Raw genomic sequence first — 15,398 nt, 5'->3', positions numbered from 1 at the left:
CGGCGCCCGCGCGGGATGGCAGGAGGGCGCCATGCCGCCCGCTCCCAAGCCGTCCGCTCCCAGGCCGCTCAATCCCAGGCCGCCGAGTTTCAAGCCGAGTGCTCGGAAGCCGCCCGCCACCGACACTCCGTTCGATCCGGCCCAGGCGGCCAGATATCCCGCCGTCATCGGCTGCGACGAGGTCGGGCGCGGCGCACTCTGCGGCCCGGTGATCGTGGCCGCGGTCTGGTTCGACCCCGCGGCGCTCCCGCCGACCCTGCTCGGCGCCCTCGACGACAGCAAGCGCCTGCTCGAGCCGGTCCGTGCCCGGCTGGCGCCGCTGATCCGCACCCATGCGCACGTAGCGGTGGCGGCGGGCTCGCGGGCGCTGATCGATCGGATCAACATCCGCGCCGCGACGCTGGACGCCATGGCGCGCGCGGTGGGCCGCCTCGGGATCGCGGCGCCGGTCCTGGTTGACGGTCGGGATGCCCTGCCCGGGCTTCCCGGCGGGGCGGTGGTCGGCGGGGACCGGCTCGTGCCGCAGATCGCCGCCGCCTCGATCGTCGCCAAGGTCTTCCGCGACGCCCTGATGCGGCGCCTCGCCGAGCGCCACCCCGGTTACGGCTGGGAGCGGAATGTCGGCTACGGCACGCAGCTCCACCGGGCCGGCCTGACGAAGCTCGGCCGCAGCCCGCATCACCGGCTGAGCTTCACCCGGGGCTTCGAACGCTGAGCGGCCTCGCTTCGGCAGGCCACGGCACCACAGCAGCGGGAGGTGACGTCGGCTGTCCCGTTCTCGACCGCATCCCGAGGCGATGCGTTGGATGGACCACGCCCCTTCTCCGGCCTGTCAGAGCAGCGTCAGTTGCTCCCCCGGCCTGCGGAAGGCGTCCCGGTTCAGCGTCATCCGCCCGAACGCGAAGCCGAGCCGGGTGCCGGCAAGCCGCACGCGCTGCCCGATCATCGACGCGTAGGCACCCTCGCCGCGGAAGCGGTGACCGAAGCGGGGATCGTTTTCGCGGCCGCCCCGGGACTGCCGCAGCAAACCGAAGGCGCGTTCCTTGCGCTCGGGATAATGCTCGGAGAACCAGTCTGCGACGAGGTCGGCCACCTCCCCCGGGAGCCGCAGGAGCGCGTAGCCGATCCGGCTCGCGCCGCTCTCCCGGGCGCGGTCCAGGATCGCCTCGACCTCATGGTCGGTCAGGCCCGGGATGATCGGCGAGACGTTGACCATCACGGGCACGCCCGCCTCGGCCAGCCGGCGCATCGCGGCGAGCCGCTTCTCCGGCCGGGGCGCCCGGGGATCGAGGCGCCGCGCGAGGTCCGGATCCAGGGTCGGCAGCGAGACCGCCACGAGGACGAGATCGCGCGCGGCCATCTCGGCCAGGATGTCGAGGTCGCGCAGGACGAGGTCCGATTTCGTGGTGATGCCGACGGGGTGCCGCGCCTCGCGGAGCACGTCGAGGATGCCGCGGGTGATGCGGTGCTCGCGCTCGGCCGGCTGGTAAGGATCGGTGGCGGTGCCGAGGGCGATCGTCTCCGGTTGGTAGCCCGGCGCCGCGAGCTCGCGGGCGAGGAGCCGGGGCGCGTCCGGCTTGCTGAAGATCCGCGATTCGAAGTCGAGCCCCGGCGACAGGCCGAGCCACGCGTGGGTCGGCCGCGCGTAGCAGTAGATGCAGCCGTGCTCGCAGCCGCGATACGGGTTGATCGACCGGTCGAACGGGATGTCGGGCGACGTGTTGCGGGCGATGATCCGGGCGGATCGTTCCGGCGTCACCTGCGTGCGCAGGGGCGTCGGATCATCCGGCGCCCAGTCGGCATCGTGGAACGCCTCTCGCCGGGCCGCCTCGAACCGGCCGGTGGGATTGGCGGTCGAGCCGCGACCGCGCCGAGCCTGTTCCGACGGCGTGCTCGCACCGAGCCGCCGCGTCGCGCTCGTGCCGACCGCGTCCCCTTTCAGCGTCATGACCCGTCGCCCCCGTGTTTCACGTGGAACATAGAGCGAACATGGCGGCGGGTAACGCCTCTTTTTAAGGCAATCCCGGCATCGCCGCGTCTCTCGGACGCGGCCGGTCCTTCGAAAGACGGTTCAATGGTTTACGGCGGCGCAAAATCGTCTATGCGCCCGCTCATGCTCTCCGCGGTGACCTATCTGGCCGACCCGGCTGATCCGGACGCGATCGACCGCTTGGCCGACACGCTCAGCGTGCTCGTCTCCGGCGTGGCCGGCGGCTTGGTCGGCGACGCCGTGATCGTGACGGGTCGCGAGAGCGAGGCCGTCGCGGCCGTCGCGGAAGCGACCGGGGCGACGTTGGTCGTCCACCGGAGCGGCAACCCCTACGCGGATGGCGCGGGCGCGGCCCGGCGGGACTGGGTCCTGTGCCTGGAGGCCGGCGACGTCCCGGGCGAAGGATGGATCCGCACCCTGGACCGCTTCGTCGGGACCGCCCGGCCGGAGACCGGGCTCGGGCGCCTGCACCGTCCGGCGGCCGGCTGGAGCGGGCGTCTGGTCAACCGGATCGAGAGGCTGATGGGGGCCCGGCAGGCCCGGGCCGGGGACGTGGTGCGGCGGGAGGTGCTGCGCGGCGGATCGGCCTTCGGCTCCCGGATCAAGGTGAAGGCGCTGCTGGCGCGGATCGACCGGGCCTGACCGGCAGAAACTTGTGCCCTTCCACGTTGTTGTCGGTCCCGCCTCCTCTACAACTCCGGGGGCGCGGGAGAAGATTTGCCGTCTCTCCACTGTCGCGAGGACGTTGAAATCGCTCCCCTCGGGAAGGATCGCACAATGGATTCGTCGGGCCTGATGGGGCGCAAATCGGTCGACGACATCCTCGAGAGCGGCGAGGGCGAGCAGCAGCTCTCGAAATCGCTGGGTGCCCTCTCGATCACCGCCATGGGCATCGGCGCGATCATCGGTGCCGGCATCTTCGTCCTCACCGGCACGGCGGCGGCGCAATATGCCGGGCCGGGGATCATGCTGTCCTTCGTGCTCGGCGGCATCGCCTGCGCCTTCGTGGGCCTCTGCTACTCCGAGATGGCGGCGCTGATCCCGGTGGCGGGGTCGAGCTACACCTACACCTACGCGACGCTGGGCGAGTTCTTCGCGTGGCTGATCGGCTGGGACCTCATCCTCGAATACGCCATGGGAGCCGCCACGGTGGCGGTGGGCTGGTCGGGGTACGTGACCAGCATCCTGAAGGATGTCGGGATCGTGATCCCGGCCCAGTTCGCCCACGCGCCGGGCACCCCCATCGACGGCGGCGGCACCGCCCTGTTCAACCTGCCGGCGGTGGTGATCGTGGCGCTGATCACGATCCTGCTGATGCGCGGCACCAAGGAATCGGCCCGCTTCAACAACATCATGGTGGCGGTGAAGCTCACCGTGGTGGTGGCGTTCATCGCGCTGGGCTGGGGCCATGTCGACACGGCGAACTGGAAGCCGCTGATCCCCGACAACGACGGCACCTTCGGGCATTTCGGCTACAGCGGCATCCTGCGCGGCGCGGGTGTGGTGTTCTTCGCCTTCATCGGCTTCGATGCGGTCTCCACCGCCGCCCAGGAGGCGCGCCGGCCGCAGAAGGACATGCCGATCGGCATCCTGGGCTCACTGGCGGTCTGCACGATCCTCTACGTGCTGGTGGCGGCGGTGCTGACCGGCCTCGTCCCCTACAAGGAGCTCAACGTCCCCGACCCGATCGCCAAGGGCGTCGACGTCATCGGCATCGGCTGGTTCTCCCTGCTGATCAAGCTCGGGGCGCTGACCGGCCTGACCACCGTGATCCTGGTCCTGCTCTACGGCCAGAGCCGGATCTTCTTCACCATGGCGCAGGACGGCCTGCTGCCGAAGATGTTCTCCCACGTGCACCCGACCTACCAGACGCCCTACCGCAGCCAGGCGCTGATCGGGGGCGCGGTCGCCCTGGTGGCGGCGCTGGTGCCGATCAACATCCTGGGCGAGATGGTCAGCATCGGGACGCTGGCGGCCTTCATCCTGGTCTGCGGATCGGTGATCTACCTGCGGCGCACCGACCGCCACATGAAGCGCCCGTTCAAGGCGCCCGCCGTGCCGGTGGTGCCGATCCTCGGCATCCTGTTCTGCCTGCTGCTGATGATCGGCCTGCCGCTCGACACGTGGCTGCGGCTGGTGATCTGGATGGCGATCGGATTGCTCGTGTATTTCTTCTACGGGCGGAAGCACTCGGTCCTGCGCCGGAAAGAGGGGACTGCGGCGTAGGGCCGCTCGGGAGCCGGTAGCGCGCGGGCTCCCGCCCCCCCCTCCGCGGGAGGGAGTGCGTCGCGCCCCTTCAAACCGAAATGCTCGCCCCCCGTCGCAGGTGCTCGTCGAGTCGCGGCATGATCTCCACGAAGTTGCAGGGCCGGTGCCGGTAGTCGAGCTGCTGGGCCAGGATCCCGTCCCAGGCGTCCCGGCAGGCGCCGGGCGAACCCGGCAGCACGAACACGTAGGTCGCCCGCGCCACCCCGGCGGTCGCCCGGGACTGCAGGGTCGAGGTGCCGATCTTGTCATACGAGATCCGGTGGAAGACCGCCGAAAACCCGTCCATGCGCTTCTCGAACAGCGGCTCCAGTGCCTCCGGCGTGACGTCGCGGCCGGTGAAGCCGGTGCCGCCGGTGGTGATCACCACGTCGATGCCCGGGTCGCGCAGCCACGCCTCCACCTGGCCGCGGATCGCCGGGATCTCGTCCGGCACGATGGCGCGGCCCGCCAGCCGGTGTCCGGCCTCCGTGAGCCGCTGGCTCAGGGTATCGCCCGACCGGTCGTCCTCCGCCAAGCGGGTATCCGACACGGTGAGCACCGCGATGTTGAGGGGGATGAAGGCGCGGGCGGCGGACGGTTCGGCCATGGCGTGAAGTCTCCGGAACACATCGACGATATGGGCCGGCCGCATCCGGATGTCGCCCCTTGCAGCGGGCCGTAATCTCGGCTGTGGTCCCGCATCCTCGTCGGAGACCCTCGCCCATGCACATGTACGGCAACTGGCGCTCAGCCGCGGCCTTCCGGGTGCGGATCGCCCTCAAGCTGAAGGGCATCCCGTACGAGGAGACCTTCATCGACCTCGACGCGGGCGACCAGCACAAGCCGGAGTTCCGCAGGATCAACCCGCAGGGCGCGGTCCCGGCCCTGTTCGACGGCGACGGGCCGCCGCTCACGCAGTCGCTGGCGATCCTCGATTACCTGGAGGAGACGAAGGGCGGCGTGCGCCTCCTGCCCGAGGAGCCGCGGGCGCGGGCCAGGGCGCGCTCCCTGGCTCAGGTGGTCGCCTGCGACACGCACCCCCTCTACGTGCCGCGGGTGCGCACCTTCCTGATGGAGCATTACGGCCTGCCCCGGGAGCGGATGCTCGACTTCCTGCGCAACGCCTTCGAGACCGGCCTCAGGACCCTGGAGGCGCGCCTCGGTGCCGAGCCGGGGACCGGCCGGTTCTGCCAGGGCGACGCGGTGAGCCACGCGGATCTATGCCTCGTCAGCCTCTGGGTCGGCACCGGCATCTTCGGGATCGACACGGCGGCCTATCCTACGGTCGCGCGGATCGCCGAGGCCTGTCTCGCCCTGCCGGAGGTCGCCGAGGCACACCCGTTGCGTCAGCCCGGAGCCCCGTCCGCGTGACGTCGGGGCGCGTGCGCTCTGGTCACGTGTGTTCCTGACAGGCAGATGTGGCAATCGGACACCCGGCGCGTGTAAGCAGTCCGGCGTTTGAACCCGGTTCGGGAAAGAAAGAGTGTCGATGGTACCCGTCGAGAACGAGTCCGGCCTGCATCGCGTCGTCGTGGTCGGCGGCGGCGCCGCCGGGCTGCAGCTGGTGACGAAGCTCGGCGAGAAGCTCGGACGCGGCAAGCGTGCGCATGTCACGCTGGTCGACCGCGCCCGCACGCACATCTGGAAGCCGCTGCTCCACGAGGTCGCGGCGGGCAGCCTCGATGTCGGCCATCACGCGGTCGATTACCTGCACCACGCCCACATCCACGGCTTCCGCTACCGGATCGGGCGCATGACCGGGCTCGACCGGGAGGCGCGCACGATCCAGCTCGCCGCGAGCCACGACTCGGAGGGGCGCGAGGTCACGCCGGAGCGCTCGGTGCCCTACGACACCCTGGTGATGGCGGTGGGCTCCACCACCAACGATTTCGGCACGCCGGGCGTGGCCGAGCACGCCATCGCCCTCGACACGCAGGACCAGGCGGTGCGCTTCCACCAGCGCCTCGTGAACGCGTCCCTGCGGGCGCACACCCAGGAGGGGCCGGTCCGGCCCGGCCAGCTCCACGTGACGGTGATCGGCGCGGGCGCCACCGGGACCGAGCTCGCCGCCGAGCTGCACCGGACCCTGCGCCACGTGGTCTCGACCGGCCTCGACAAGATCGACCCGGGCAAGGACATCCGCATCACCCTGGTGGAGGCGGCCGACCGGATTCTGCCGGCGGTGCCGCAGCGCCTCTCGGCAGAGGTGATGCAGCTCCTCAACAAGATCGGCGTCGACGTCCGCGTGCGGGCGCGGGTGACCGAGGTGCGGGCCGACGGCGTGCAGCTCGCCGACGGGACCTTCATCCCGTCGGAGCTGGTGGTCTGGGCGGCCGGCGTGAAGGCGCCGCCGTTCCTCCAGGGCATCGGCGGCTTGGAGACCACGCGGACCAACCAGCTGGTCGTCACCCCGACGCTGCAGACCACCCGCGACCCCGACATCTTCGCGGTGGGCGACTGCGCCTACCTGGTCGAGGCCGGCTCCGACACGCCGGTGCCGCCCCGGGCCCAGGCGGCGCACCAGCAGGCGAGCCACCTGATCGGCCAGATCCAGGCCAAGATCGACGGCAAGCCGCTGAAACCCTTCAAGTACAAGGATTTCGGCTCGCTGGTCTCGCTCGGCGAGTACTCGACGGTGGGCAGCCTGATGGGCTTCGTCCGCGGCAAGAACATGCTGATCGCCGGCCTGTTCGCCCGGATGATGTACCGCTCGCTCTACAAGATGCATGAGCGGGCCCTCCACGGCACCGCCAAGACGGCGCTCGACACCCTGGCGCGCGCACTCACCCGCAGGACCGAGCCGCGGGTGAAGCTGCACTAGATCCGTCCTGTCACGCGTCCGTCGCGCCGGATCGGCGTCCACTTCGGCGGTGAGCGCCCTAGCTGTTGCCGGGCGCCCGGACCGTCGGGCGCGTCCGCAAGGGAGGAAAGAGCACGATGATCCTGGTGAGCGTGATGTATCCCGCCGGCCCGAGCTTCGACATGGGCTACTACCTCGGACACCACATGCCGCTGGTGCGCGAGCGCTGGTCGTCCCTCGGCCTGCACGAGGCCAAGGTGGTCAAGGGCGCCGAGACGCCCGACGGCGGCGCCGCCCCGTTCCAGGTGATGGCCCTGCTGACGTTCGAATCGGTCGACGCCTTCAAGAAGGCCGTGGCCGCCCATGGCGAGGAGATCTTCGCCGACATCCCGAACTTCACCCAGGCCCAGGCCCAGGTGCAGATCAACGACTTCGCGGAGAACCCGTGATCGACATCGTCAAGGCGGTGCAGGAGGCCGATCCCGGCCTCGGTACCTACGTCATCGTGCTGCGGGGCGATTCGCGCGCCCTCGACGGGCCGGAGCGGCTCACGCCGGACGCGCAGGCGTGGCTCGCCGCCAACGCCCCCGGCGGCCGCCTCGCCCGCGTCACGATCCAGCTCGCGCCCTATCCGGGGGCGGCGCCGGCCGAACGCGAGGTGACCGTGGTGGCCTTCGCGGACGCCCGGGAACTCGCCGCCTTCGCCACGGCCTGGACGGGCGATCCGCTGACGGAGGAGGGCGAGGAGCCGGCCTGACTCGGCTTCTTCAATCCACACCCTCATCCTGAGGTGCGGCGGAGCCGCCTCGCTTCGGCAAGCCAGGATGAGGGTGCGCGCGGTCGCCGCAAAAATCCGTGCGGTCCGTGCGGCGCCCCCCGGCGGGCGCCTCAAGCCGCCCGCAAGTGCCGGATCGCCCGCAGGGCCGTCGCCCGCTGCACCTCCAGGCGCCGGATGAGCGGCATCAGGTCGGCGCCCGCATGGGCGGCGGCCTCGACCTCGCGGCACAGGCTCGACAGGCCGACGAAGCCCAGGAGCCCGGCCGCCGCCACGAGGGCGTGGGCGTCGTGGGCGATCTGGAGCCGATCGGTCTCGGTCGGCCGGAACCGCTCCGACAACTCGTTGGCCAGCAGGTCCAGGAGGGCGGCCACGCGGTCGGTGCCGAAGCTCGCCTTCATCTCGGTGAGCACGGACGCATCGAGGACGGCGGAGTCGACTTCGGGGACATGGCACGGCTCGTCGGCCCGGACAGGCTTTCGTGCCCCGGGTGCCGTCCAGCGGCTGATCGTGGCGAACAGATCGGCGCGGCGGAACGGCTTGCCGACGTAGTCGTCCATCCCGGCCTCGCGCAGCTCCTCGATCTGGGCCGGCAGGACGTTGGCCGTCATGGCGACGATCGGGATGTCGCAGGCCGGGGATGCCAGGGCGCGGATCCGGCGGGTGGCCGTGAGCCCGTCGACGCGCGGCATCTGCACGTCCATCAGCACCAGATCGTAGGCGCGTCCGGAGGCGACGGAGGTTCCGACCGCCGTGATCGCCTCGGCCCCGTCGCCGGCCACGTCGACCGCGTAGCCCTGCGATTCCAGCACAGCGCAGGCGAGTTCCTGATTGAGCGGCACGTCTTCCACGAGCAGCAACCGGAGTTGCGGCGCGGCCGCCGTCTCCGGCGCGGCGGCCGCGGTCACCGGCGCCCGCGGCTTCGCGTCCGCCTGCTCCACCTGCGCGCCGTGCGTGGTGGCGGTTTCGGCGCTCCGCGGGAGGACGAGGCGGAACCAGAAGGTCGATCCCGCCCCCTCGCGGCTCTCCACGCCGATCTCGCCGCCCATGAGGGTCACGAGGTGCCGGGAGATGGCCAGCCCGAGGCCGGTCCCGCCGAAGCGCCGGCTGATGGAGCCGTCCACCTGGCTGAAGCGCTTGAACAGGCGGTCCTGCTGCGCCGGCGCGATGCCGATGCCGGTATCGGTCACGGCGAAGCGCACGATGTCGCCCGGGCTGCCGTCGGGAGCGACGCCCGCGCCCTCCCGCTCCACGGCGACCGTGACGGAGCCCTCGGAGGTGAACTTCACGGCGTTGTTCAGCAGGTTGAGCAGCACCTGCCGGAGGCGGCTGGCATCGCCGACCACGAAGGCCGGGAGCGCGGGATCGATCCGTGCCCCGATGGCCAGCCCGCTCCGCAGCGCGCTGCCGCGCACGATCGACACCGTGGCGTCCACCGTCGAGACCAGCGGGAAGGAGACGGGATCGAGGACGAGTTCCCCGGCCTCGATCTTCGAGAAGTCGAGGATGTCGTTGACCACGGTGAGCAGGGCCGCGCCGGAACTCTGGATCAGCTCCAGGCGCCGACGATCCTCGTTCTGGATGGCGCTCTCCTCCAGGAGGAGGTCGGCATAGCCCAGGATGCCGTTGAGCGGCGTGCGGATCTCGTGGCTCATCGCGGCCAGGAACTCGCTCTTGGCCTCGCTCGCCCGCTCCGCCTCGGCGCGGGCCGCCTCCGCGTCGAAGGTCGCCGCGCGCAACGCGGCCTCGGCGGCCTTGCGCTCGGTGATGTCGAGGTTCAAGCCCACCATGCGCTGCGGCTGTCCTTCGGGCCCGAACACCGTGCGTCCGCGGGCGTAGATCCAGCGCCCTCCCGCCCGGAACTCGGCCGCGTAGGTCGTGGAGGTCTCGACCGCGCGCCGGATCTCGTTCCAGACGTCGGCGACGTCCTCGGGGTTCAGGAGCGCCGTCCACTCGGCGGCGGTGAGCGTGTGCGGCCCGTCCGATTCCGGCAGGCCGTGCATCCGCGTGCTCTCGGGGCTCAGGGACGCGAGACCGGTGCGCATGTCCCAGGACCAAGTGCCGGCCTCGGCGGCATCCAGGGCGAGGTCCAGCAGCCCGCGCGCCTCCTCGACGGCAAGCCGCGCGGTCACGATGTCGTCCACGTCGAGGGCGGTGCCGAGCCACTCCGCCACGGCGCCGTCCGCGGGATCGAGGCGGATCGGGATCAGCGAGAGCTTGTGCCACCGGTAGGCGCCGTCCTGGCGCCGGATCCGCCACTGGCCGCTGTAGCCGGTGCCGGTCTCGCAGGCGCGGATCCAGGCCGCCTCCATGGCGGCGGCATCCTCCGGATGGTTGCGGGCGAGGCGCTCGGCCCGCTCCGGCCCGATCGGCCCGTAATAGGCGTGGAACTGCGCGTTGGCGTAGGTTGCCTGCCCGTCGCCGACCCGCATGGTCCAGACCAGCAGCGGCAGCGTCTCGGCCAAACCCCGGTAGCGCAGCGCGCTCCGGCGCACCTCGTCCTCGGCGCGCCGCCGCTCGGTGACGTCGATGAGCACGCCGACGAGACCGGCCGCCGCGCCCTCCCCCCGGCACAGGCCCCGGACGACCACGTCGCGGACCGTGCCGTCGGGCCGCAGGAGCCGCGCCTCGAAGTCGAAGCTGGCGCGGCGGGCGACGGCATCGGCGACGATGCCCTCGAGCCGGGCCCGGTCGTCGGGATGGTAGATCTCGGCGAATTCGGCGAGCCGGGGCGGCGGCGTCCTCGGATCCCGCCCGGCGATGGCGTAGAGGCTCGCGGACCAGACCGGCCATCCGTCCGAGAGATCGACGCGCCAGTTGCCGATATGGGCGAGCTGCTCGGCCATGGTCAGCTGGTGGTTGGCGGCCTCCTGGGCCTTCGCACGGGCATTGATCTCGCGGTGCTGCTCGCGGATCAGCGCCTCGCGGATCGTCGCCTGCTCGATCTCGCGATCCCGGCGCACATTGGCCTCGGTCAGCCGCAGATGGGCGACGACGATCTCCGCCAGATCGCGCAGGGCCGCCTGGTCGGCCTCCGTGAAGGTTTCGCGCGGTTCGGGGTCGGCGAGGCAGAAGGTGCCGATCCGCAAGCCCTTCTTGAGGCTCAGCGGAACGCCCGCGTAAAAGCGGATCCCATCCGCGCGCGTGACCAGGGCCGCGTCGCGGAACCGCGGATCCAGCCGGGCATCGGGAACGACGAGCAGGGCGTCGCCGCGGATCGTGTGCTGACAGAAGCTCTCCGCGCGCGGCATCTCGCTGGGGACGTCGACGCAGGGGGTCTTCAGCCACTGATGCGTGTCGTCGATCAGGGCCACGAAGGCGCTGCGCACGCCGAACAGGCGGCAGGCGGTGCGGCAGACGGCGTCGAAATGCGGCTCCGGCGCCGTGCCCAGGATCTCGAGGGCGTGCAGGGCCGCGAGCCGATCCTGCTCGTTGTCCGGCTGTGTCGTCACGTCCAGTCTCCGGATGCGGTTACGCCGTTCGGTGACCGCCCCCGCGGCGGGGGAGCGATGGCGCGGCTGGGCCCGGGTTTCAAGCGTCACCGGCCTGCCGCGGCGCGGCACGCAGCCGCGCCGCCTCCAGCGCCCAGACCATGCCGAGCATCATGTAGACGTGACGCCACTTCTCGATGTCGATCTGGAAGGCCTGCAGGAAGAACATCAGCAGAGCCGGCCACACGATCTGCGCGTGCGCCCGGACCGGCGAGGGCCGCGCCAGCAGCCGGAAGCCGACGACGCCGGTGGTCAGCACGAGGCCGATGAACACCGCGCCTCCGAGCCAGCCGCCGTTGGCGAAGGAGCCGATGTAGGAGTTGTGCGGCTCCAGCCCGAAGACGAGCCGCCAGTGCATCGGGCCCATCCCGAACGGGCGCTCCAGCAGCATCGCGATGCCGCGCAGCTGGTTGCCGAAGCGGCCGGTCTCGCCCTGGTCGTAGTCCTGCGCCAGGGACGCGCGGATCTCGAACATCTTGTGCACGTGGTCGACCGAGAGCAGGGCGATCACCGCGACCGTGCCGAGCACGAGGGTCCCGACGGTCAGGAGCACGATGCGGCGGCGCAGGCGCAGCGAGGTACTGCCGGCGTAGACCGAGCCCACCATCAGCAGCACGGCGACCCCGCTGCCGGCCCAGGAGCCCCGCGAGAACGACAGGAAGATGCCGGCCACGATGACCAGCAGGCCGGCGAGCGCCGCCAGCGGCCGCCGGGCCGTGCCGGTGAGCAGGCCGTGCATCAGGTAGAGGGCGCCCAGCGTCAGGAACGAGCCGAACACGTTCGGGTCCTGGAAGGTGCCGGAGGCGCGGTCGTACTTGTAGAACAGGTCCTCGATCCCGAGCCACTGCAGGTAGCCGACGATGCCGAGCGCGGCCGAGAACACGCAGCTCGCCGTGTAGGCCTTGAGCGCCAGCTCCATCCGGGCATGCGTGTCGTCCGCGAAGAACATCGCGAAGAAGATGCAGGTGACCGAGAGGTAGATGAGCTGGATGGTCCAGGTGACCGGGAAATCCTCGTTCAGATACGGGAGCAGCGCCAGGACGATCGCCGTCAGGTAGAGGAGCAGGAGCGCGAGCAGCGGCACCATCCCCCGGTGCAGGCGCACGCCGAGGCAGAGCCACAGCAGGATCGTGGGCAGCGCCACCGCATCGTAGGGCGATGTCTCCGAGAAGGCGAAGCAGGCGAAGAAGATGAAGGCCGCGAACAGCGCCTTGGCCAAGCCCTGGACGGCGGCCAGAAGGGGAATGCCCGCCTGCGCCCCGGACGGGACCGGCGCGCCGGGGGCTGCGGTGTAAGCCATGATACGCGGGCTCCGCGGGCCGGATACGCGTGCCCACGGACGCTAGACTGACAGTCAATGGTTGAGATTCGACTTCGGGGTAGGAGCCGAAGTGTTTGGGGCTACGAGGCGTGAGCGCGGCGGATCCGCGTCCCCCTCCCCCGCAGAGGGGGGAGGGATCCCGCGCCCGCCTCTCCTTCAACCCATCACGCCCGGCAGCTCTCGAACCCGTCCCGGATCGCCGCCTCGTCGAGGTTGCGCCCGATGAACACCACCCGGGAGACCCGCTTCTCGTCCGGCTTCCAGTCGCCCTGGACGTCGCCGTCGAGGATCATGTGCACGCCCTGGAAGACGAAGCGCTTCGGCTCGTTCGGGAAGGCCACGATCCCCTTGCAGCGCAGGATGTCGGGCCCCTGGACCTGCGTCAGGTTCGAGATCCACGGCATGAACTTCTCGGGATCGACCTCCCCTTCGATCTTCGCCGAGATCGAGCGGATGTCCGAATCGTGATGGTGGTGGTGCCCCTCCTCCAGGAAGTCGGGCTCCACGTCGAGGATGCGGTCGAGGTCGAAGGCGTTGCGCTCCAGCACGGCGTCGAGGGGCACGGCGCAGTTCTGCGTGCGATGGAGCTTGGCCAGGGGATTGATGGTGCGGATCTCGGCCTCGACCCGGTCGAGGTCGGCCGGCGCCACGAGGTCGCTCTTGTTGAGCAGGATCACGTCCGCGAAGGCGATCTGGTTCCTCGCCTCGGGGGCGTCCTTCAGGCGGTCGGAGAGCCACTTGGCGTCGGCCACCGTCACCACGGCGTCGAGCCGGGCGGCCTCGCCAACGTCCTGGTCGACGAAGAAGGTCTGAGCCACCGGGGCGGGGTCGGCGAGACCGGTGGTCTCGACGATGATCGCGTCGAACTTGCCCCGGCGCTTCACCAACCCGTCCATGATCCGGATCAGGTCACCCCGCACGGTGCAGCAGACGCAGCCGTTATTCATCTCGAACACTTCCTCGTCAGCGCCCACGACGAGGTCGTTGTCGATGCCGATCTCGCCGAACTCGTTGACGATCACGGCGTAGCGCTTGCCGTGGTTCTCGGTGAGGATGCGGTTGAGGAGGGTGGTCTTGCCGGCGCCGAGATAGCCGGTCAGCACGGTCACGGGGATCTTGCTGGCGGGGGATCCGGACAGGGCGGAGGCAGCGCTCGTATCGGTCATGCTCGGTTCTTCGATGGCGGCGGACAGGGTCGGGCGGGCCCGGGCCCGCCACCGTTGTCATATTGTAACAGTTTCCGTCAAAGGAAGGCGCAGCCACACGGTTTCGCGACCGGAGGCGCCCGTCGATTGCGAGTCGGAGAAGCTTTGCTCTAGGCAGACGGCGCCGCACGAATGTTGCGCGCGGCTTGCCATAGAAAAGCACCTGCGGTCGGATTGATGTGGGCGGCGTTCCGGCGCGAAACCATTCCTCCTCGACTGGCCCGGTTCCTGAAGAACATCCCATGGACGCCCGCAATCCGCTGGAACAGGACGAGGCCGTCACCGCACCGTCGCGCAGGCGGCGGTGGCCGGGGCTCGTGGTCGTCCTCGTGCTCGTCGGGGCCGTGGCCGGCCTCGCCTTCGCCTTTCCGGAGCGCGCCCGCGAGACTGCGTCGAGTCTGGTCGGTGCACTGACCGGCCTGTTCGCGCCGGGCAATCCCGATCCCGGCCTCGACGTGCAGAAGGCCGGCCCGGTGGAGCGGATCTTCCGCCCCACCAAGGAACAGCGCGCCGCCTTCGAGATCCTTCCGGTCGCCACGCAGGTGTTCCGCCCGGAAGGCTCCGCCGAGGGGCGCATCGCCCTCAACGACGACGACAACGTGCCGGTGGTCTCGCCCTATGCGGGCCGGGTGACAAAGGTCCTGGTGCGGGCGGGCGACGACGTGAAGGCCGGCGACGTGCTGCTGACGCTCGAGGCCACCGACATGGTCCAGGCGCAGAACGACTATCAGGCGGCCCTGAACAACCTCCAGAAGCAGCAGGCGCTCCTGAAGCTCGACCAGACCATCGCCCAGCGCCAGCAGGAGCTGTTCCAGGCCCACGCGACGGCGCTGAAGGATTACCAGTCGGCGCAGAACGACGTCATCGCGGCCCAGAGCGACCTGAAGACCGCCGAGGCCGCCCTCGACGCGGTGAAGAACCGGCTGCGGCTGCTGGGCAAGACCGACGCCGAGATCGCCGCCTACGAGAAGAAGGGCACGATGAGCCCGGAGACCCAGATCCGGGCGCCGATTCCCGGCACGATCGTGCAGCGGAAGGTGGGCATCGGCCAGTACCTCTCCGCGTCGAGCGACCCGGTCTTCGTGATCGGCGACCTGTCCACGGTGTGGCTCGTCGCCAACGTCCGCGAGAGCGAGATCCCGAAGATCCGCATCGGCCAGGAGGTCGAGGCCAAGGTGGCGGGCTTCGGCGCGCGGGTGTTCAAGGCCCGGGTGAACTACATGGCCTCCAGCCTCGACCCGGCGACCCGGCGGCTCGCCGTGCGCAGCGAGGTCGACAACCCAGACCGGGTCCTGCGCCCGGAGATGTTCGCCACCTACACGATCGTCACCGGCAAGGGCGAGCCGTCGCCCAGCGTGCCGGTCGCCGCCATCGTGTACGAGGGCGATCGCACCCACGTCTGGGTCGCCCGGCCGGACGGAGCCATCGAGGCGCGCGACGTCAAGCTCGGACTGATCAATGGCGACAACGCCCAGGTCGTCCAGGGCTTGCGCGCCGGCGACCAGGTCGTGACTCGCGGCGCCCTGTTCATCGACCGGGCAGCCACCGGCGACAAGGCGTCCTGAGCGA

The 15,398-nt window shown here is 70.6% G+C and carries 13 protein-coding genes; 8 read left to right on the top strand and 5 right to left on the bottom strand.

Annotation, left to right across the window (positions count from 1 at the left end; all coding sequences use genetic code 11):
* The first annotated feature begins 31 nt into the window (after positions 1-31).
* Positions 32-715 (top strand): ribonuclease HII, encoded by a 684-nt coding sequence (locus ACLBX9_RS13960; RefSeq protein WP_010687102.1) that lies wholly within the window; start codon positions 32-34, stop codon positions 713-715.
* A gap of 117 nt (positions 716-832) precedes the next feature.
* Here ACLBX9_RS13960 and ACLBX9_RS13955 read toward each other — a convergent pair whose 3' ends face one another.
* Positions 833-1,948 carry a PA0069 family radical SAM protein gene (locus ACLBX9_RS13955; protein ID WP_447719340.1) on the bottom strand — a complete coding sequence of 372 codons (1,116 nt, stop codon included), beginning with the start codon at positions 1,946-1,948 and terminating at the stop codon, positions 833-835.
* A gap of 153 nt (positions 1,949-2,101) precedes the next feature.
* Here ACLBX9_RS13955 and ACLBX9_RS13950 point away from each other — a divergent pair, with 153 nt between their 5' ends.
* Together ACLBX9_RS13950 and ACLBX9_RS13945 are read left to right on the top strand one after the other, a co-directional pair.
* Entirely contained in the window at positions 2,102-2,632 is a 531-nt protein-coding gene (locus ACLBX9_RS13950) for a hypothetical protein (protein WP_447719339.1), read from the top strand.
* 135 nt (positions 2,633-2,767) lie between these two features.
* A complete protein-coding gene (locus ACLBX9_RS13945) occupies positions 2,768-4,216 on the top strand; it encodes an amino acid permease (RefSeq protein ID WP_447719338.1) in 1,449 nt (482 codons plus the stop codon).
* Between the two features lie 70 nt (positions 4,217-4,286).
* Here ACLBX9_RS13945 and moaB read toward each other — a convergent pair whose 3' ends face one another.
* The gene (moaB, locus tag ACLBX9_RS13940) at positions 4,287-4,844 is read right to left on the bottom strand and encodes a molybdenum cofactor biosynthesis protein B (protein ID WP_447719337.1); all 558 of its coding nucleotides are present in this window, start codon (positions 4,842-4,844) and stop codon (positions 4,287-4,289) included.
* 116 nt (positions 4,845-4,960) lie between these two features.
* Between moaB and maiA the strand changes: the two genes are divergently transcribed.
* The 4 genes from maiA (at position 4,961) to ACLBX9_RS13920 (ending at position 7,794) form a co-directional block, all read left to right on the top strand.
* Positions 4,961-5,608 (top strand): maleylacetoacetate isomerase, encoded by a 648-nt coding sequence (gene maiA, locus ACLBX9_RS13935; RefSeq protein ID WP_447719336.1) that lies wholly within the window; start codon positions 4,961-4,963, stop codon positions 5,606-5,608.
* A 118-nt stretch (positions 5,609-5,726) separates the two neighbouring features.
* Positions 5,727-7,058 carry an NAD(P)/FAD-dependent oxidoreductase gene (locus tag ACLBX9_RS13930; RefSeq protein ID WP_010687096.1) on the top strand — a complete coding sequence of 444 codons (1,332 nt, stop codon included), beginning with the start codon at positions 5,727-5,729 and terminating at the stop codon, positions 7,056-7,058.
* A 116-nt stretch (positions 7,059-7,174) separates the two neighbouring features.
* The gene (locus ACLBX9_RS13925; protein WP_447719335.1) at positions 7,175-7,486 is read left to right on the top strand and encodes an EthD family reductase; all 312 of its coding nucleotides are present in this window, start codon (positions 7,175-7,177) and stop codon (positions 7,484-7,486) included.
* Positions 7,483-7,794 carry a hypothetical protein gene (locus ACLBX9_RS13920; protein WP_447719334.1) on the top strand — a complete coding sequence of 104 codons (312 nt, stop codon included), beginning with the start codon at positions 7,483-7,485 and terminating at the stop codon, positions 7,792-7,794. The genes ACLBX9_RS13925 and ACLBX9_RS13920 overlap by 4 nt, the downstream gene beginning before the upstream one ends.
* A gap of 131 nt (positions 7,795-7,925) precedes the next feature.
* On the opposite strand, the gene ACLBX9_RS13915 is transcribed toward ACLBX9_RS13920, so the two are convergent.
* The 3 genes from ACLBX9_RS13915 to ACLBX9_RS13905 all read right to left on the bottom strand — a co-directional run bounded on the left by ACLBX9_RS13915 (position 7,926) and on the right by ACLBX9_RS13905 (position 13,790).
* On the bottom strand, positions 7,926-11,264 hold the full coding sequence (locus ACLBX9_RS13915; protein ID WP_447719333.1) for an ATP-binding protein: 3,339 nt from the start codon (positions 11,262-11,264) through the stop codon (positions 7,926-7,928).
* 79 nt (positions 11,265-11,343) lie between these two features.
* A complete protein-coding gene (locus ACLBX9_RS13910; protein ID WP_447719332.1) occupies positions 11,344-12,603 on the bottom strand; it encodes an O-antigen ligase family protein in 1,260 nt (419 codons plus the stop codon).
* Positions 12,604-12,788: 185 nt separating this feature from the next.
* A complete protein-coding gene (locus ACLBX9_RS13905) occupies positions 12,789-13,790 on the bottom strand; it encodes a CobW family GTP-binding protein (protein WP_447719331.1) in 1,002 nt (333 codons plus the stop codon).
* 281 nt (positions 13,791-14,071) lie between these two features.
* On the opposite strand from ACLBX9_RS13905, the gene ACLBX9_RS13900 reads away from it, so the two are divergent.
* The gene (locus ACLBX9_RS13900; RefSeq protein WP_010687091.1) at positions 14,072-15,394 is read left to right on the top strand and encodes an efflux RND transporter periplasmic adaptor subunit; all 1,323 of its coding nucleotides are present in this window, start codon (positions 14,072-14,074) and stop codon (positions 15,392-15,394) included.
* Positions 15,395-15,398 lie beyond the last annotated feature (4 nt).

The sequence above is a fragment of the Methylobacterium sp. A49B genome, from assembly GCF_053346215.1.
The sequence above is the reverse complement of the archived record's forward strand: the minus strand, read 5'-3'. Positions and strand labels throughout refer to the sequence as shown.